Annotated in this window: 14 protein-coding genes and 1 pseudogene; 12 read left to right on the top strand and 3 right to left on the bottom strand. The window is 71.2% G+C overall.

What is annotated here, in order from left to right; all coding sequences use genetic code 11:
- The first annotated feature begins 12 nt into the window (after window positions 1–12).
- The 9 genes from ASD33_RS14060 (at window position 13) to ASD33_RS14020 (ending at window position 11,922) form a co-directional block, all read left to right on the top strand.
- Entirely contained in the window at window positions 13–1,620 is a 1,608-nt protein-coding gene (locus tag ASD33_RS14060) for a carboxyl transferase domain-containing protein (protein WP_056558558.1), read from the top strand.
- A 14-nt stretch (window positions 1,621–1,634) separates the two neighbouring features.
- Window positions 1,635–3,569: a biotin carboxylase N-terminal domain-containing protein gene (locus ASD33_RS14055; protein WP_056561363.1), complete on the top strand. Its 1,935-nt coding sequence runs from the start codon at window positions 1,635–1,637 to the stop codon at window positions 3,567–3,569.
- Window positions 3,566–4,495, top strand: a complete 930-nt coding sequence (locus ASD33_RS14050) for a hydroxymethylglutaryl-CoA lyase (RefSeq protein WP_056558554.1) — start codon at window positions 3,566–3,568, stop codon at window positions 4,493–4,495. The genes ASD33_RS14055 and ASD33_RS14050 overlap by 4 nt, the downstream gene beginning before the upstream one ends.
- Window positions 4,496–4,503: 8 nt before the next feature.
- Window positions 4,504–5,664 (top strand): acyl-CoA dehydrogenase family protein, encoded by a 1,161-nt coding sequence (locus ASD33_RS14045; protein ID WP_056558551.1) that lies wholly within the window; start codon window positions 4,504–4,506, stop codon window positions 5,662–5,664.
- Window positions 5,665–5,763: 99 nt separating this feature from the next.
- On the top strand, window positions 5,764–6,657 hold the full coding sequence (locus tag ASD33_RS14040; protein WP_056558548.1) for a siderophore-interacting protein: 894 nt from the start codon (window positions 5,764–5,766) through the stop codon (window positions 6,655–6,657).
- A gap of 133 nt (window positions 6,658–6,790) precedes the next feature.
- Window positions 6,791–8,263 carry an aspartate aminotransferase family protein gene (locus ASD33_RS14035; RefSeq protein ID WP_056558545.1) on the top strand — a complete coding sequence of 491 codons (1,473 nt, stop codon included), beginning with the start codon at window positions 6,791–6,793 and terminating at the stop codon, window positions 8,261–8,263.
- Complete coding sequence (locus ASD33_RS14030) at window positions 8,250–9,533, top strand: lysine N(6)-hydroxylase/L-ornithine N(5)-oxygenase family protein (protein ID WP_056558542.1); 1,284 nt, start codon at window positions 8,250–8,252, stop codon at window positions 9,531–9,533. Before ASD33_RS14035 ends, ASD33_RS14030 begins: the two co-directional genes overlap by 14 nt.
- On the top strand, window positions 9,530–10,060 hold the full coding sequence (locus ASD33_RS14025) for a GNAT family N-acetyltransferase (protein ID WP_056558538.1): 531 nt from the start codon (window positions 9,530–9,532) through the stop codon (window positions 10,058–10,060). Before ASD33_RS14030 ends, ASD33_RS14025 begins: the two co-directional genes overlap by 4 nt.
- Before the next feature lie 149 nt (window positions 10,061–10,209).
- Complete coding sequence (locus ASD33_RS14020) at window positions 10,210–11,922, top strand: IucA/IucC family siderophore biosynthesis protein (RefSeq protein WP_056561361.1); 1,713 nt, start codon at window positions 10,210–10,212, stop codon at window positions 11,920–11,922.
- 129 nt (window positions 11,923–12,051) lie between these two features.
- Here ASD33_RS14020 and ASD33_RS14015 read toward each other — a convergent pair whose 3' ends face one another.
- Both ASD33_RS14015 and ASD33_RS14010 read right to left on the bottom strand, forming a co-directional pair.
- Window positions 12,052–12,429 carry a hypothetical protein gene (locus tag ASD33_RS14015; protein WP_056558535.1) on the bottom strand — a complete coding sequence of 126 codons (378 nt, stop codon included), beginning with the start codon at window positions 12,427–12,429 and terminating at the stop codon, window positions 12,052–12,054.
- Window positions 12,416–12,685, bottom strand: coding sequence for a cupin domain-containing protein (locus tag ASD33_RS14010; RefSeq protein ID WP_277922092.1), 270 nt, complete (start codon window positions 12,683–12,685; stop codon window positions 12,416–12,418). Before ASD33_RS14010 ends, ASD33_RS14015 begins: the two co-directional genes overlap by 14 nt.
- A 132-nt stretch (window positions 12,686–12,817) precedes the next feature.
- Between ASD33_RS14010 and ASD33_RS36285 the strand changes: the two are divergent.
- A pseudogene (locus tag ASD33_RS36285) lies at window positions 12,818–12,946 on the top strand (DUF397 domain-containing protein); the annotation flags it as partial.
- 86 nt (window positions 12,947–13,032) lie between these two features.
- Here the strand turns inward: ASD33_RS36285 and ASD33_RS14005 are convergent.
- The gene (locus ASD33_RS14005) at window positions 13,033–14,667 is read right to left on the bottom strand and encodes a beta-N-acetylhexosaminidase (RefSeq protein ID WP_056558527.1); all 1,635 of its coding nucleotides are present in this window, start codon (window positions 14,665–14,667) and stop codon (window positions 13,033–13,035) included.
- 194 nt (window positions 14,668–14,861) lie between these two features.
- On the opposite strand from ASD33_RS14005, the gene ASD33_RS14000 reads away from it, so the two are divergent.
- Both ASD33_RS14000 and glmS read left to right on the top strand, forming a co-directional pair.
- Window positions 14,862–15,137 (top strand): hypothetical protein, encoded by a 276-nt coding sequence (locus ASD33_RS14000; protein WP_056558524.1) that lies wholly within the window; start codon window positions 14,862–14,864, stop codon window positions 15,135–15,137.
- 40 nt (window positions 15,138–15,177) lie between these two features.
- The gene (glmS, locus tag ASD33_RS13995) at window positions 15,178–16,995 is read left to right on the top strand and encodes a glutamine--fructose-6-phosphate transaminase (isomerizing) (protein WP_056558521.1); all 1,818 of its coding nucleotides are present in this window, start codon (window positions 15,178–15,180) and stop codon (window positions 16,993–16,995) included.
- The last annotated feature ends 27 nt before the right edge of the window (window positions 16,996–17,022 follow it).

Raw genomic sequence — 17,022 nt, 5'->3', positions numbered from 1 at the left:
GGAGCTCGAGGGATGCAGCAGGCACCTGTGCTGGCGAGTGCGGCGGACCCCGCCTCGCCGGCCTGGCAGGCGAACGAGGCGGCGCACCACGAGCTGGCCGCGACCCTGCGCGACAAGCTCGCCGCCGCAGCGCTGGGCGGCGGCGAGAAGTCGCGGGCCCGGCACACCGCGCGCGGGAAGCTGCTGCCGCGCGACCGGGTGGACACGCTCCTCGACCCGGGCTCGCCCTTCCTTGAGCTGGCCCCGCTCGCGGCGAACGGCATGTACGGCGACGCGGCCCCGGCGGCCGGCGTCATCGCGGGCATCGGCCGGGTCAGCGGCCGCGAGTGCGTGATCGTCGCGAACGACGCGACCGTCAAGGGCGGCACGTACTACCCGATGACGGTGAAGAAGCACCTGCGGGCCCAGGAAGTGGCGCTGGAGAATCGTCTCCCCTGCCTCTATCTGGTCGACTCGGGCGGCGCCTTCCTGCCGATGCAGGACGAGGTCTTCCCCGACCGGGAGCACTTCGGCCGGATCTTCTACAACCAGGCCCGGATGTCGGGCGCGGGCATCCCGCAGATCGCCGCGGTCATGGGCTCCTGCACGGCCGGTGGCGCGTACGTCCCGGCGATGAGCGACGAGGCCGTGATCGTACGGAACCAGGGCACGATCTTCCTCGGCGGTCCGCCGCTGGTGAAGGCCGCGACCGGTGAGGTCGTCACGGCGGAGGAGCTGGGCGGCGGCGAGGTCCACTCCCGGATCTCCGGCGTCACCGACCACCTCGCCGAGGACGACGCCCACGCGCTGCGGATCGTCCGGAACATCGTCGCCACCCTCCCGGAACGCGCCCCGCTCCCCTGGTCGGTCGAACCGGTCGAGGAGCCGAAGGTCGACCCTGCCGGGCTCTACGGCGCGGTGCCGGTCGACTCCCGCACCCCGTACGACGTGCGCGAGGTCATCGCCCGGGTGGTGGACGGCTCCCGCTTCCAGGAGTTCAAGTCCGAGTACGGGCAGACGCTGATCACCGGCTTCGCCCGGATCCACGGCCACCCGGTCGGCATCGTCGCCAACAACGGCATCCTGTTCGCCGAGTCCGCCCAGAAGGGCGCGCACTTCATCGAGCTGTGCGACCAGCGCGGCATCCCGCTCGTCTTCCTGCAGAACATCACCGGCTTCATGGTCGGCAAGGCGTACGAGCACGGCGGCATCGCCAAGCACGGCGCCAAGATGGTCACGGCCGTGGCGACCACCCGGGTCCCGAAGCTGACGGTCGTCGTCGGCGGTTCGTACGGCGCGGGCAACTACTCGATGTGCGGCCGGGCGTACTCCCCGCGCTTCCTGTGGATGTGGCCGAACGCCAAGATCTCGGTGATGGGCGGCGAGCAGGCCGCGTCGGTCCTCGCGACCGTCAAGCGGGACCAGCTCGGCGACGACTGGAGCGCGGAGGACGAGGAGTCCTTCAAGGCCCCGATCCGCGAGCAGTACGACAGCCAGGGCAACGCCTACTACGCGACCGCCCGGCTCTGGGACGACGGGGTCATCGACCCGATGGAGACCCGGCAGGTCCTCGGACTCGCCCTGACCGCCTGTGCCAACGCGCCCCTGGGAGACCCCCAGTTCGGCGTCTTCCGGATGTGAAGGGCCCCCAGGAGATGCACAGCATGTTCGACACCGTCCTCGTGGCCAACCGGGGCGAGATCGCCGTCCGCGTCATCCGCACCCTGCGGGAGATGGGCGTCCGCTCGGTGGCCGTGTACAGCGACGCGGACGCCGACGCCCGGCACGTACGGGAGGCGGACACGGCGGTACGGATCGGCCCGCCGCCGGCCTCCGAGTCGTACCTGTCCGTCCCGGCGCTGCTCGACGCGGCCCGGCGGACCGGCGCGCAGGCCGTCCACCCCGGCTACGGCTTCCTCGCGGAGAACGCCGGCTTCGCGCAGGCCTGCGCGGACGCGGGCCTGGTCTTCATCGGCCCCTCCGCCTCCGCGATCTCCCTGATGGGCGACAAGATCCGGGCGAAGGAGACGGTGAAGGCGGCGGGCGTGCCCGTGGTGCCCGGCGCCGCGGACCCCGACATCGTGGAGGCCTCCCGCGAGCTGGGCGCGCCCGTGCTGCTCAAGCCGAGCGCGGGCGGCGGCGGCAAGGGCATGCGGCTCGTCCGGGACCTGTCGGTCCTGGAGGACGAGATCGCGGCGGCCCGGCGCGAGGCCCGCGCGTCCTTCGGCGACGACACCCTCCTGGTGGAGCGGTGGATCGACCGGCCCCGGCACATCGAGATCCAGGTCCTCGCGGACGCCCACGGGAACGTGATCCACCTGGGCGAGCGCGAGTGCTCGCTCCAGCGGCGCCACCAGAAGATCATCGAGGAGGCGCCGAGCGTCCTGCTGACCCCGGAGATCCGGGCGTCGATGGGCGCGGCGGCGGTCGAGGCGGCGCGGTCCTGCGGGTATGTCGGCGCGGGCACGGTCGAGTTCATCGTGCCGGGCGGCGACCCGTCCTCGTACTACTTCATGGAGATGAACACCCGCCTCCAGGTCGAGCACCCGGTGACCGAGCTGATCACCGGCGTCGACCTGGTGGAGTGGCAGCTGAGGGTGGCGTCGGGCGAGCCGCTGCCGTTCGCGCAGGAGGACGTCCGGCTGGACGGCTGGGCGATCGAGGCCCGTATCTGCGCGGAGGACCCCTCGCGCGGTTTCCTGCCCTCGGGCGGTACGGTCCTGGCGCTGGACGAGCCGGCGGGCGCCGGGGTCCGCACGGACTCGGGCCTCTCGGAGGGCACGGAGGTCTCGTCGCTCTACGACCCGATGCTGTCGAAGGTCATCGTCCACGCCCCGACCCGCGAGGCGGCCCTGCGCAGGCTCCGCGCGGCCCTGGCGGACACGGTCACCCTGGGCGTCCCGACGAACGCGGGCTTCCTCCGCCGTCTCCTGGCCCACCCGGACGTCGTGTCGGGGGCGCTGGACACGGGGCTGGTGGAGCGGGACGCGGAGAGCCTGGTCCCGGAGGGCGTTCCGGAGGAGGTGTACGCGGCGGCGGCGGCCGTACGGCTCGCGGGGCTGGCCCCCCGGGTCCGGGACGGCTGGACGGACCCGTTCGACGTGCCGAGCGGCTGGCGTCTCGGCGGCACCGCGAAGCCGCTCGCCTTCCCGTTCCGCGTACCGGGCCACGAACCCGTCACGGTCGGGGCGCCGGCCGGCGCCCGGGTCACGGACACCGCGGTGGCGGTCACCCTGGACGGCGTCACCCACACCTTCCGCCATGCCGGCGACTGGCTGGGCCGTGACGGCGACTCCTGGCACGTCCTGGATCACGACCCCGTCGCCGCCGCCCTCTCCGGTGCCCGGCACGGCGGTGCCGACACGCTCGCCGCGCCCATGCCCGGGACGGTGACCGTCGTGAAGGTGGCCGTCGGGGACGAGGTCGAGGCCGGGCAGAGCCTGCTGGTGGTCGAGGCGATGAAGATGGAGCACGTCATCTCCGCCCCGCACGCCGGCACGGTCACCGAACTGGACGTCACGCCCGGCACCACCGTCGCCATGGACCAGGTCCTGGCCGTGGTGACCCCCCACGAGGAGGCCGCGGAATGACCCTGCCCATGACCGTCCCCGACCCCGCGCTCCCCGCCCGGGTCCGGATCCACGAGGTCGGCGCCCGGGACGGGCTGCAGAACGAGAAGACGGCCGTCCCGACCGATGTGAAGGCGGAGTTCGTGCGGCGGCTGGCCGCCGCCGGGCTCTCCACGATCGAGGCGACCAGCTTCGTGCACCCGAAGTGGGTGCCCCAGCTGGCGGACGCGGAGGAGCTGTTCCCGCGCGTCCGCGACCTCCCCGTCCGGCTGCCGGTGCTGGTGCCGAACGAGCGCGGTCTCGACCGCGCCCTCGCGCTGGGCGCCCGTGAGGTCGCCGTGTTCGCCTCGGCGACCGAGTCCTTCGCGAAGGCCAACCTGAACCGGACCGTCGACGAGGCGCTCGCGATGTTCGCGCCGACGGTCACCCGCGCCATAGAGGCGGGGCTCACGGTCCGCGGCTACCTGTCGATGTGCTTCGGCGACCCCTGGGAGGGGGCCGTGCCGGTCGAGCAGGTCGTCCGCGTCACCAAGGCCCTCGCCGACATGGGCTGCGACGAGCTGAGCCTCGGCGACACCATCGGCGTCGCCACCCCCGGTCATGTCCGGGCCCTGCTCACGGGTCTGAACGAGGCCGGTGTCCCCACCTCCCGTATCGCCGTGCACTTCCACGACACCTACGGGCAGGCCCTGTCCAACACCCTGGCCGCGCTGCGCCACGGGGTGACGACGGTCGACGCCTCCGCCGGAGGCCTCGGCGGCTGCCCGTACGCGAAGAGCGCGACCGGCAATCTCGCCACCGAGGACCTCGTGTGGATGCTCGACGGTCTCGGCATCGAGACCGGGGTCGACCTGGCCGCCCTCACCGCCACGAGCGTGTGGATGGCCGAACAGCTGGGCCGCCCCAGCCCTTCCCGTACCGTCCGCGCCCTCTCCCACAAGGAGTGACGAACACCATGTCCCTCGACCACCGGCTCTCCGCAGAGCACGAGGAACTCCGCCGTACCGTCGAGGCGTTCGCGCACGACGTGGTGGCGCCGAAGATCGGCGACCTCTACGAGCGGCACGAGTTCCCGTACGAGATCGTCCGCGAGATGGGCCGCATGGGCCTGTTCGGGCTGCCGTTCCCCGAGGAGTACGGCGGCATGGGCGGCGACTACCTGGCGCTCGGGATCGCCCTGGAGGAGCTGGCCCGGGTCGACTCCTCCGTCGCGATCACCCTGGAGGCCGGCGTCTCGCTGGGCGCGATGCCGGTGTTCCGCTTCGGCACCGAGGAGCAGAAGCGCGCGTGGCTGCCGAAGCTGTGCAGCGGAGAGGCGCTCGGCGCGTTCGGGCTGACCGAGCCGGGGGCCGGCAGCGACGCGGGCGGCACCCGCACCACCGCCGTCCGTGACGGCGACCACTGGGTGATCAACGGCTCGAAGTGCTTCATCACCAACTCCGGTACGGACATCACCGAGCTGGTGACGGTCACGGCGGTCACCGGCCGCAAGCCCGACGGGCGCCCGCTGATCTCCTCGATCATCGTGCCCTCCGGCACCCCGGGCTTCACGGTCGCCGCCCCGTACTCGAAGGTCGGCTGGAACGCCTCGGACACCCGTGAGCTGTCGTTCGTCGACGTCCGCGTCCCGGTGGAGAACCTGCTCGGCGAGGAGGGCCGCGGGTACGCGCAGTTCCTGCGCATCCTCGACGAGGGCCGGGTCGCCATCGCCGCGCTCGCGACGGGTCTCGCGCAGGGCTGTGTCGACGAGTCGGTGAAGTACGCGCACGAGCGGCACGCCTTCGGCCGCCCGATCGCGGACAACCAGGCCATCCAGTTCAAGATCGCCGACATGGAGACGAAGGCGCACATGGCGCGGATCGGCTGGCGGGACGCGGCGTCGCGGCTGGTCCTCGGCGAGCCGTTCAAGAAGGAGGCGGCCATCGCGAAGCTGTACTCCTCGACGGTGGCGGTGGACAACGCCCGTGAGGCGACCCAGATCCACGGCGGCTACGGCTTCATGAACGAGTACCCGGTGGCCCGGATGTGGCGCGACTCGAAGATCCTGGAGATCGGCGAGGGCACCAGCGAGGTCCAGCGGATGCTGATCGCACGGGAGTTGGGCCTGCCGGCCTGATCCGGTCCGCTTCCCGCGGCGAGCCCGTCGTCCCCTCGGGGCGGCGGGCTTCCCCGTACCCCTTTGGGGATTAATGAGGTTAGGCTAACCTACATTCTCATGACGCAAGCCGAGACCGCTCCCTTCCAGTTCTTCCCCCTCCAGGTCGACCGGACCCGGCGGCTCGGCCCGTCCCTGGTCCGGGTCACCTTCACCGGGGACGCGCTGAAGAACTTCGCCGCCGGCGGCCGTGACCAGTCGCTCTCGCTCTTCCTGCCGCACCCCGGCCAGCCGGCCCCCGTCCTGCCGCCGCTGGACGAACCGGACATGTACGCGATCCTCGGCGCCTGGCGCGCGATGCCCGACGACGAGCGCGCCGTGATGCGCTCGTACACCGTCCGCGAGCAGCGCACCGAGCCGGTGCACGAGGTGGACATCGACTTCGCGGTCCACGAGGACGGCGGCCCCGCCTGCCGCTGGGCCGGCCGCGCCGCGCCCGGCGACCGGGTGGTCGTGCTGGGCCCGGCCGTCGCCGAGAACACCGGCGTCCGCTTCCGGCTGCCCGAGGACGCCGACTCCGTCGTCATCTGGGCGGACGAGACGGCACTCCCGGCCGCCTCGGCGATCCTGGAGTGGCTGCCGGCCGACACCCGGGCCCGGGTCTTCCTCGAAGTGCCGTACTCCGGCGACCGCATGGAGCTGTCGACCCGCGCCGACGCGACCGTCACCTGGCTCGTACGGGAGGAGGGGGCGCCGTCCGCCGTGGACGCGGTGCGCGGGACGGAGCTTCCCGGGGAGGACCCGTACGTCTGGATCGCCGGCGAGTCGGGTGCGGTGAAGGCGCTCCGCAGGCACTTCGTGCGGGAGCGCGCGCTCGACCGGCGCCGGGTGACCTTCGTCGGCTACTGGCGCAAGGGGCTGTCCGAGGACGCGCTGCGCGAGGTCCCGGACGAGACGACACAGGACGAGGCGCAGGACAAGGCGCAGGACAAGGCGACGCAGGACGCGGCGTAGCCCCGCCCCCCTCACCCCCACAGGGCCGACGGCCCCTCAGCCCTCCAGGGCCGAGGGGCCGTTGTGCGTGGAAGTTAGGTTAGGCTAACCTTACTGAAACCGACCGAGTCCGCTCCCGGAAGGGCCCCCACACATGCGTTGCCACCTGCTCAACGACACGACGGCGGAGAGCTACCGGCGCTCCGTCACCGAAGGAGTGGAGCGGGTGGCGAGGAAACTCGCCGCGACGCGCGGCCCGTTCACCGGGGTGACCCCCGCCGAGCTCGCGCCCGTCGTCGACGCCGTCGACCTCGACCGGCCGCTCGGCGACGCCTCCGCCGCCCTCGACGAGCTGGAGAGCGTCTACCTCCGCGACGCCGTCTACTTCCACCACCCCCGCTACCTCGGCCACCTCAACTGCCCCGTGGTCATCCCCGCCGTCCTCGGCGAGGCCGTCCTCTCGGCGGTCAACTCCTCGCTGGACACCTGGGACCAGAGCGCGGGCGGCACTCTCATCGAGCGCAGGCTCGTCGACTGGACCACCGGCCGCGTCGGCCTCGGCCCGCTCGCCGACGGGGTGTTCACCAGCGGCGGCACCCAGTCCAACCTGCAGGCGCTGCTCCTGGCCCGCGAGGAGGCGACGGCGCGCCGGGCCGGCCGCAACGGCCCCACCCGCCCCGCCGACCTGTCCGCACTCCGCGTCTTCGCCTCCGAGTGCAGCCACTTCAGCGTCCAGAAGTCGGCCACCCTCCTCGGTCTCGGCCCGGACGCCGTCCTCTCCATCCCGGTCGACCGGAACAAGCGGATGCAGTCCGTCGTCCTCGCCGCCGAACTGGAGGCCTGCCGCGCCGAGGGCCTGATCCCGATGGCGATCGTCGCCACCGCCGGCACCACCGACTTCGGCTCGATCGACCCGCTGCCCGAGATCGCCGCACTGGCCGAGGAGTACGGCGCCTGGATGCACGTGGACGCCGCCTACGGCTGCGGGCTGCTGGCCTCGCCGACCCGCCGCCACCTCCTGGACGGCATCGAGCGGGCCGACTCGGTCACCGTCGACTTCCACAAGTCCTTCTTCCAGCCGGTCAGTTCCTCCGCCCTGCTGGTCCGCGACGGCGCCACGCTGCGGCACGCGACGTACCACGCGGACTATCTCAACCCGCGCCGGACGGTCGCCGAGAAGATCCCCAACCAGGTGGACAAGTCCCTCCAGACCACCCGCCGCTTCGACGCGCTCAAGCTCTGGATGACGCTGCGCGTGATGGGCGCCGACGGCGTCGGGCAGCTCTTCGACGAGGTCTGCGACCTGGCCGCCGAGGGCTTCGCGCTGCTCGCCGCCGACCCGCGCTACGACGTGGTCGTCGAGCCGCAGCTCTCCACCCTCGTCTACCGGTACGTCCCGGAGGCCGTCGTCTCCCCCGAGGAGATCGACCGGGCCAACCTCCACGCCCGCAAGGCCCTCTTCGCCTCCGGCGAGGCCGTCGTCGCCGGCACGAAGGTCGACGGCCGCCAGTACCTCAAGTTCACCCTGCTCAACCCCGAGACCACCGCGGCCGACATCGCCGCCGTCCTCGATCTGATAGCCGGCCACGCCGAGCAGTACCTGGGAGAGAACCTTGTCCACGCCTGAGACGGCTCAGACCCTCGATTTCATCGGCATCGGGCTCGGTCCGTTCAACCTCGGACTCGCCTGCCTGACCGAGCCGGTCGACGAGCTGAACGGCCTCTTCCTGGAGTCGAAGCCGGACTTCGAGTGGCACTCGGGGATGTTCCTCGAAGGCGCCCACCTCCAGACCCCGTTCATGTCGGACCTGGTCACGATGGCCGACCCGACCTCGCCGTACTCCTTCCTCAACTACCTGAAGGAGAAGGGCCGACTGTACTCGTTCTACATCCGCGAGAACTTCTACCCGCTGCGGACCGAGTACAACGACTACTGCCGCTGGGCCGCCGGGAAACTCTCCTCGGTCCGCTTCTCGACGACGGTGACGACCGTGACCTACGACGAGGCCGAGGAGGTGTACGCCATCTCCACCGAGTCCGGCGAAACGTTCCGCTCCCGCCGTCTGGTCCTCGGCACCGGCACCCCCGCGTACGTCCCCGAGACCTGCCGCGACCTCAGCGGCGACCTGATCCACAACTCGCGCTACCTCCCGAACAAGGCGGAGCTGCAGAAGAAGAAGTCGATCACCCTGGTCGGCAGCGGCCAGAGCGCCGCAGAGATCTACTACGACCTCCTGAGCGAGATCGACGCCCACGGCTACCGGCTGAACTGGGTCACCCGCTCCCCGCGCTTCTTCCCCCTCGAATACACCAAGCTCACCCTGGAGATGACCTCCCCGGAGTACGTGGACTACTTCCACGCGCTTCCCGAGCGGACCCGCTACCGCCTGGAGACGGAGCAGAAGGGTCTCTTCAAGGGCATCGACGGCGAGCTGATCGACGCGATCTTCGACCTGCTCTACCAGAAGAACCTGGCCGGCCCGGTCCCCACCCGGCTGCTCACCAACTCGGCGCTGCACACGGCCGCGTACGATGCCACGGCGGGGACGTACGCCCTCGGCTTCCGCCAGGAGGAGCAGGAGAAGGACTTCACCCTGGAGACCGAGGGCCTGATCCTCGCCACCGGGTACAAGTACGCCGTCCCCGCGTTCCTGGAGCCGGTCCGCGACCGCCTCACCTGGGACGGACAGGGCCGCTTCGACGTGGCCCGCAACTACGCGATCGACACGACCGGCAGCGGGGTCTTCCTGCAGAACGCCGGGGTGCACACGCACTCGATCACCTCGCCCGACCTCGGCATGGGGGCGTACCGCAACGCGTACATCATCGGCGCGATGCTGGGCCGCGAGTACTACCCCGTCGAGAAGACCATCGCCTTCCAGGAGTTCGCGGCATGACCGTATCGATACGTCCCTTCGACCCGTCGAAGGACGCCGGGCTGATCCACCCCTGGGTCACCCACCCGAAAGCCGCCTTCTGGATGATGCAGGGCGCGACGCTCCAGGACGTCGAGCGCGAGTACGCGGCCATCGCCGCCCACCCGCACCACGAGGCCTTCGTCGGTCTCGTCGACGGCGAGCCGGCCTTCCTGATGGAGCGCTACGACCCGGCGCGGCTGGAGCTGGTCGGGCTGTACGAGCCGCGGCCGGGCGACGTCGGCATGCACTTCCTCGTCGCCCCCACGGACACGCCCGTGCACGGCTTCACCCGGATGGTGATCACGGCCGTGATGACGGAGCTGTTCGCGGACCCGGCGACCGCGCGGGTGGTCGTCGAGCCCGACGTGGGCAACAAGGCGGTGCACGCGCTGAACGAGGCCGTGGGCTTCGTACCGGAGCGGGAGATCCAGAAGCCGGAGAAGAAGGCGCTGCTGAGCTTCTGCACGCGGGCGCAGTTCGAGACGGCAGTGGGGGCGACGGCGTGAGCACGAGCACTCCGGGCACGGCGGCCGAGGCCGCGACGTCCTCCGCACCGGCCCGCACCGCACCGGCCTCCTCCGCACCGGCGGCCGGGGCCGCGAACCCCGTCGCGCACCTCACCCCCGCGCGCTGGGCCGACGCCAACCGCGCCCTCATCCGCAAGGGCCTCGCCGAGTTCGCCCACGAGCGGCTGCTGCACCCGAGGGAGCTGGGCGAGAGCCGGTACGGGGTGCTCAGTGACGACGGCGCGACCGAGTACCGCTTCACGGCGGACCGGTTCGCACTCGACCACTGGCAGGTCTATCCGGACTCGATCAGCCGCCATCGCGGTGACGAGCAACTCCCGCTCGACGCACTGGAGTTCATCATCGAACTCCGGGGTTCGCTCGGGCTGGGCGACGAGGTCCTCCCGGTGTACCTGGAGGAGATCTCCTCCACCCTCGCCGGTACGGCCTACAAGTCGACGAAGCCGCCCGTGACCTCCGCCGAGCTGGCCCGCGCCGGCTTCCAGGCGATCGAGACGGGGATGACGGAGGGGCACCCCTGCTTCGTCGCCAACAACGGCCGGCTCGGCTTCGGCGTGGACGAGTTCCGCGCGTACGCCCCCGAGGCGGCGAGCGGGATCCGGCTGATCTGGCTGGCGGCGCGGCGGGACCGGGCGACGTTCACGGCGGGCGCGGACATCGAGTACGACTCCTTCGTCCGCGCGGAGCTGGGCGACGCGGCGGTGGACGGCTTCGCGGCGACGCTGGCCGCGCGGGGCCTGGACCCGGCGGAGTACCTCCTGATGCCCTGCCACCCCTGGCAGTGGTGGAACAAGCTGTCCGTGACCTTCGCGGCGGAGGTGGCGCGGGAGCGCCTGGTGTACCTGGGCGAGGGCGAGGACACGTATCTGGCGCAGCAGTCGATCCGTACGTTCTTCAACACCTCGGACCCGGCGAAGCACTATGTGAAGACGGCCCTCTCGGTGCTCAACATGGGCTTCATGCGGGGGCTTTCGGCCGCGTACATGGAGGCGACGCCGGCGATCAACGACTGGCTGGCCGGTCTGATCGCCTCCGACGGGGTGTTCGCGGCGGCCCGGTTCTCGATCATCCGGGAGCGGGCGGCGGTGGGCTACCGGCACCTGGAGTACGAGGCGGCGACCGACCGCTACTCGCCGTACCGCAAGATGCTGGCGGCGCTCTGGCGCGAGTCGCCGGTGCCGACCCTCGCCGAGGGCGAGCGGCTGGCGACGATGGCCTCCCTGCTCCATGTGGACCACGCGGGCGCGTCGTTCGCGGGGGCGCTGATCAAGGAGTCCGGCGAGGCGCCGACGGTGTGGCTCCGGCGCTACCTGGACGCGTACCTGCTCCCGGTGCTGCACAGCTTCTACGCGTACGACCTGGCGTTCATGCCGCACGGCGAGAACGTGATCCTGGTCCTGGACGAGCGCGGGTCGGTGGTGCGGGCGGTCTTCAAGGACATCGCGGAGGAGATCGTCGTCATGGACCCGTCGGCGGTCCTGCCGCCGGCGGTGGAGCGGGTGCGCGCCGACGTCCCGGAGGACATGAAGCTCCTGTCGGTCTTCACGGACGTCTTCGACTGCTTCTTCCGCTTCCTGGCGGCGACGCTGGCGACGGAGGGCGTGCTGCACGAGGACGAGTTCTGGCGCACGGTCGCGGAGTGCGTCCGCGGTTACGAGCGGTCGAAGCCTGAACTGGCGGACCGGTTCGCCCAGTACGACATGTTCGCGGAGACCTTCGCCCTGTCGGCCCTGAACCGCCTCCAGCTCCGCAACAACAAGCAGATGGTCGACCTGGCGGACCCGTCGGCGGCCCTCCAGCTGGTCGGCGACCTGACGAACCCGATAGCCCGCTTCGCCTGACACCCCGAACCGATGCGAGCCCCGCCGGAGTACGGTCCTCCGCCGGGGCTCGCATCTTGCCCGTACCGTGCGGGGACCCTGCCGGTCGCTGCCGAGCCGGTGGGTCACGCGCCTTCGTAGGGGCAGGAGTCACCCCGCTCGCGCGCATGCGATGAGTGCGCGGGACACGTACTGCTGCGCCTTGGAGTAGTAGCCCTGGACCACGTCGCTCCCCGCCGTCAGCCGCAGCGTCTCCTCGACGTGCCGCAGCCGGTCCCAGAGCGGGAAGTGCTCCAGGTCCGCCGGAGGGTTCTGGGTCAGCTCCCCCTCGACCCAGGCGACGGCGGCTTCCGCGTCGGCGTAGGTCGCCACCACCTGCGCGGCGGGCCGCCGCAGCCAGTCCTTGAGCTCGATCGGCGGATAGTCGGCCGGGGCCTCCTTCCGCCGGATCGCGGACTCCGGATACGACCGCCCGGTGTACGCGTACGCGTGCCAATGCCGGGCCGGGGCCCCCTCACCGCCCGGCACCGGCGGCAGCCTTCCTGGCGAGCTCGGCCACGGTTCCGGACTCCAGGAGCAGAAGCGCGCCGATCAGGTACTCCAGGAAGTTGCCGTACTCCGTCGTCGGGTTCTCGACGAAGGGAGGATGCAGCGGCCACGCCTTCCGCCCCGCGAGCTGGACGATCAGCGTGACGTACGGGTCGTAGTGGTACTTGAGCCCCTGCGCGCCCGGAGGGGTCAGGTACGCGTTCACGTGCACCAGGCAGCCCGTCTCGTCCTGGATCTCGCGGGGGATCGTGGAGCGGGAGAGTAACGCTGTGAGGCCCCTGCTGGTGCGTTTCCTTCAGCTCCAGGCCGAAAGCCTCTCCCAGGCGGAGTCGGTGGCCCTGATCCAAGAGGTACGAAAGGGCATGTCATGACGACCGACTCCTCCTACAGATCCAACGGCGGCAACTGCGTCGAGGTCGCCACCAACCTCGCCGCCTCACGCGGCACCGTCCCCGTCCCCGTCCGTGACTCGAAGCGGCCCACCGGCCCGGCGCTCGGCGCCGTCCGACCCGCCTCACCGATACGCCGAACGCCCGGCCGGGGGCTCCCCCGGCCGGGCGTTCCCCGTGGGCGTACCGGCTTCTACTCCGCCGGCCAGGGCACCTCCGGTGAGCGGTACCAGTCGATGCCCAGGGCCTCGAACCTCGGGGCCTGTTCCGCCAGGCGTTCCCTGTAGGTGTTCCAGTCGTGGGTGGACGCCGGGGACCAGCCCAGTTCCGCCACGCCCGGAAGGCGCGGGAAGGCCATCACGTCGAGGTCGTCCGTCGTGGCCAGGGTCTCCGTCCACAGGGGCGCCTCCACGCCCCGTACGGCGTCCTCCGGGGCCCCCGGCAGATACGTCGCCGGGTTCCAGTCGTAGGACTTGCGGACCTCCACGTAGCCGGCCCAGGCCAGGCCCAGGCGGGTGTCCTTCGTGTACTTCATGTCGAGGTACGTGCGGTCCGCGGGCGACAGGATCAGCCCGGCGCCGTTCCGGGCGGCGGCGGCGACCCGCTCCTTCTCCGCGGCGGGCGTGCGGTCGAGGCCCCAGTACTGGACGAGCGCGCCGGGCGCGGGCGTCGTGCCGGTCAGCTGGTGCCAGCCGACGACCTTCTTGCCGTACTTGGCGACGACCGGCTGCACCTTGTCCATGAAGGTCACGTAGTCCGCGTGGCTGGTGGAGTGCGCCTCGTCACCGCCGATGTGGACGTACCGGCCGGGGGTCAGCGCGGCGATCTCGCGGATCACGTCGTCGACGAAGTCGTACGTGACGGGCTTCGGCGCGCAGAGCGAGCTGAGGCCGACCTTGATGCCGGTGTAGAGGGGAGGCGCGACCCCGTCGCAGTTGAGCTCGGCGTAGGAGGCGAGGGCCGCGAAGGTGTGGCCCGGCATGTCGATCTCGGGGATGACCTCCTGGTAGCGGGAGGCCGCGTACCGGACGATCTCCTGGTACTCCGCCTTGGTGTAGTACCCGCCGGGCCCGCCGCCGACCTCGGTGGAGCCGCCGTAGGTGGCGAGGCGGGGCCAGGAGTCGACGGCGATGCGCCAGCCCTGGTCGTCGGAGAGGTGCAGATGGAGGGTGTTGACCTTGTAGAGGGCGAGCTGGTCGATGTACCTCTTCACCTCGTCGACGGTGAAGAAGTGGCGGGCGACGTCGAGCATGGCGCCCCGGTAGCCGTAGCGCGGGGTGTCGGTGATGGTGCCGCCGGCGACCTTCCAGGGCCCGGCCTGGACGCTGCGGCGCTCGACGGCGGAGGGGAGCTGCTGGCGGAGGGTCTGGACGCCGCGGAAGAGACCCGCGGGGGCATGGGCCGTGAGGGTGAGGCCGTCGGGCGCGGAGTGCAGCCGGTAGCCCTCGTCGCCGAGCCCGGTGTCTTCGGGGTCGAGGCGGAGACGGATGCCGCCGCGGGCCCCGGCCTCGTCGACGACGGGCAGCGGGAAGCCGGTGGAGGGGCGGAGGAGTCCGGCGAGGTAGCGGCCCACGTCCCGGGTCGCGCGGGAGGTCTCGTCGACGCCGATGCGGGTGGTGCGGGTCAGGGTGTAGGGCTCGCCCTCGGGGGCGACGGACGCGGGTACGGGCACGATGCGGCCGAGCGGGCGGACCTCGGGCTCGGTGGCGGCCCCGCCGTTCTTGTCGGCCGTCCTGCCGACGGCGGTGGCCTCACCGCAGCCGACCCCGGCGGCGGCGACCAGGAGCAGTGATCCGATCAGGCGCGGAATCCTTCGGCGCTGTCTCACAGGCTGGGTCCCCTTCGAGCGGTTGGGCGCGTCTGTCGACTTGTATATCCGAACCGTCACCATGCGTACCGCCGGAGCTTCGAACGGTCAAGGTCTGGACCAAGCCCCACCCCAAGAGCCTGGATCATGACACGCCTGCCCGATATCGGGCAGGATTCTTGCAAAAGACAGGGGTGGACCCTCAGTATTCACGGGTGCTCGAACGCCGACCGTCGCACGACGACCTCATCGACCACCTGGTCCGCAGCACCGCGCTCCAGCGCGGTGAGGCCGCCCGGGTGATCCTCGACGTGCTGGCGTACTTCGACGAGTCGACCGAGGACTTCGTCCGCCGCCGCCATCGCGAGCTGCAGTCCGGCGGGGCGGTGAACGCCGAGATCTTCGAACGGATCGCGACGGAACTGCCGCACCGGGCGGTGGCACCACCGGAGCTCTCGCTCCGGCAGCTGCGCCGCATCGTCTACGGCTGAGGCACGGGCACACTCACCAACCTGGAGGGGTTTCACCTTTATGTGCGGAATTGTCGGTTACATCGGAAAGCGCGACGTCGCCCCCCTGCTCCTTGAGGGCCTGGCGCGTCTGGAGTACCGCGGATACGACTCCGCCGGCATGGTCGTCACCAGCCCGAAGGCCTCCGGCCTGAAGATGGTCAAGGCCAAGGGCCGGGTCCGTGACCTGGAGGCCAAGGTCCCCAAGCGCTTCACCGGTACCACCGGCATCGCCCACACCCGCTGGGCCACCCACGGCGCGCCGAGCGACGTGAACTCGCACCCGCACCTGGACCCCGAGAACAAGGTCGCCGTCGTCCACAACGGCATCGTCGACAACGCCCAGGAGCTCCGCGCCAAGCTGGAGGCCGACGGCGTCGTCTTCGCCTCCGAGACGGACACCGAGGTCATCACCCACCTCATCGCCCGCTCCCAGGCCGACACCCTGGAGGAGAAGGTCCGCGAGGCGCTCAAGAGCATCGAGGGCACCTACGGCATCGCCGTGATGCACGCCGACTTCAACGACCGCATCGTCGTGGCCCGCAACGGCTCCCCGGTCATCCTCGGCATCGGCGAGAAGGAGATGCTCGTCGCCTCCGACGTCGCCGCGCTGATCGCCCACACCCGCCAGGTCGTCACCCTCGACGACGGCGAGATGGCCACCCTCAAGGCCGACGACTTCCGTACGTACACGACCTCGGGTGCGTCCACCACCGCCACCCCGGAGACCGTGGAGTGGGAGGCCGCCTCGTACGACATGGGCGGTCACGACACCTTCATGCACAAGGAGATCTCCGAGCAGCCCGACGCGGTCGACCGCGTGCTGCGCGGCCGGATCGACGACCGCTTCTCCACCGTGCACCTGGGCGGCCTGAACCTGGACCCGCGCGAGGCCCGCACCATCCGCCGCATCAAGATCCTCGGCTGCGGCACCTCGTACCACGCCGGTCTGATCGGCGCCGGGCTCATCGAGTCCATGGCCCGCATCCCCGCCGACGCCGAGCCGGCCTCGGAGTTCCGCTACCGCAACCCGGTCGTGGACCCCGACACCCTCTACATCGCCGTCTCCCAGTCCGGTGAGACCTACGACGTGCTCGCCGCCGTCCAGGAGCTCAAGCGGAAGGGCGCCCGCGTCCTCGGCGTCGTGAACGTCGTCGGCTCCGCCATCGCCCGCGAGGCCGACGGCGGCGTGTACGTCCACGCCGGCCCCGAGGTCTGCGTCGTCTCCACCAAGTGCTTCACCAACACGGTCACCGCCTTCGCGCTGCTCGCCCTGCACCTGGGCCGCATCCGCGACCTGTCCGTCACCGACGGCAAGCGGATCATCGAGGGCCTGCGCAAGCTGCCCGCGCAGATCCAGGAGATCCTGGAGTCCGAGGACGAGATCAAGAAGATCGCGGCGGAGTACGCGGGCGCCCAGTCGATGATGTTCATCGGCCGCGTCCGTGGCTACCCGGTCGCCCTGGAGGCCTCCCTCAAGCTGAAGGAGATCTCCTACATCCACGCCGAGGCCTACCCGGCCTCCGAGCTGAAGCACGGCCCGCTCGCCCTCATCGAGCCGGCGCTGCCGACGGTCGCGATCGTCCCCGACGACGACCTGCTGGAGAAGAACCGCGCCGCCCTGGAGGAGATCAAGGCCCGCAGCGGCCGCATCCTCGCGGTCGCGCACCAGGAGCAGGCCAAGGCCGACCACACCATCGTCGTGCCGAAGAACGAGGACGAGCTGGACCCGATCCTGATGGGCATCCCGCTCCAGCTCCTCGCCTACCACACGGCGCTCGCCATGGGCCGCGACATCGACAAGCCGCGCAACCTGGCCAAGTCCGTCACGGTCGAGTAGCACCCGGGCGGGGCCTGTCCCCCCGCC

The sequence above is a fragment of the Streptomyces sp. Root1304 genome (genome assembly GCF_001426405.1).
GTDB lineage: Bacteria > Actinomycetota > Actinomycetes > Streptomycetales > Streptomycetaceae > Streptomyces.
The sequence above is the reverse complement of the archived record's forward strand: the minus strand, read 5'-3'. Positions and strand labels throughout refer to the sequence as shown.

Bases quoted from the DNA above. Each gene is read 5' to 3' on its own strand.
- ASD33_RS14060 (WP_056558558.1), top strand. From the start codon at position 13: ATGCAGCAGGCACCTGTGCTGGCGAGTGCGGCGGACCCCGCCTCGCCG.
- ASD33_RS14055 (WP_056561363.1), top strand. From the start codon at position 1,635: ATGCACAGCATGTTCGACACCGTCCTCGTGGCCAACCGGGGCGAGATC.
- ASD33_RS14050 (WP_056558554.1), top strand. From the start codon at position 3,566: ATGACCCTGCCCATGACCGTCCCCGACCCCGCGCTCCCCGCCCGGGTC.
- ASD33_RS14045 (WP_056558551.1), top strand. From the start codon at position 4,504: ATGTCCCTCGACCACCGGCTCTCCGCAGAGCACGAGGAACTCCGCCGT.
- ASD33_RS14040 (WP_056558548.1), top strand. From the start codon at position 5,764: ATGACGCAAGCCGAGACCGCTCCCTTCCAGTTCTTCCCCCTCCAGGTC.
- ASD33_RS14035 (WP_056558545.1), top strand. From the start codon at position 6,791: ATGCGTTGCCACCTGCTCAACGACACGACGGCGGAGAGCTACCGGCGC.
- ASD33_RS14025 (WP_056558538.1), top strand. From the start codon at position 9,530: ATGACCGTATCGATACGTCCCTTCGACCCGTCGAAGGACGCCGGGCTG.
- glmS (WP_056558521.1), top strand. From the start codon at position 15,178: ATGTGCGGAATTGTCGGTTACATCGGAAAGCGCGACGTCGCCCCCCTG.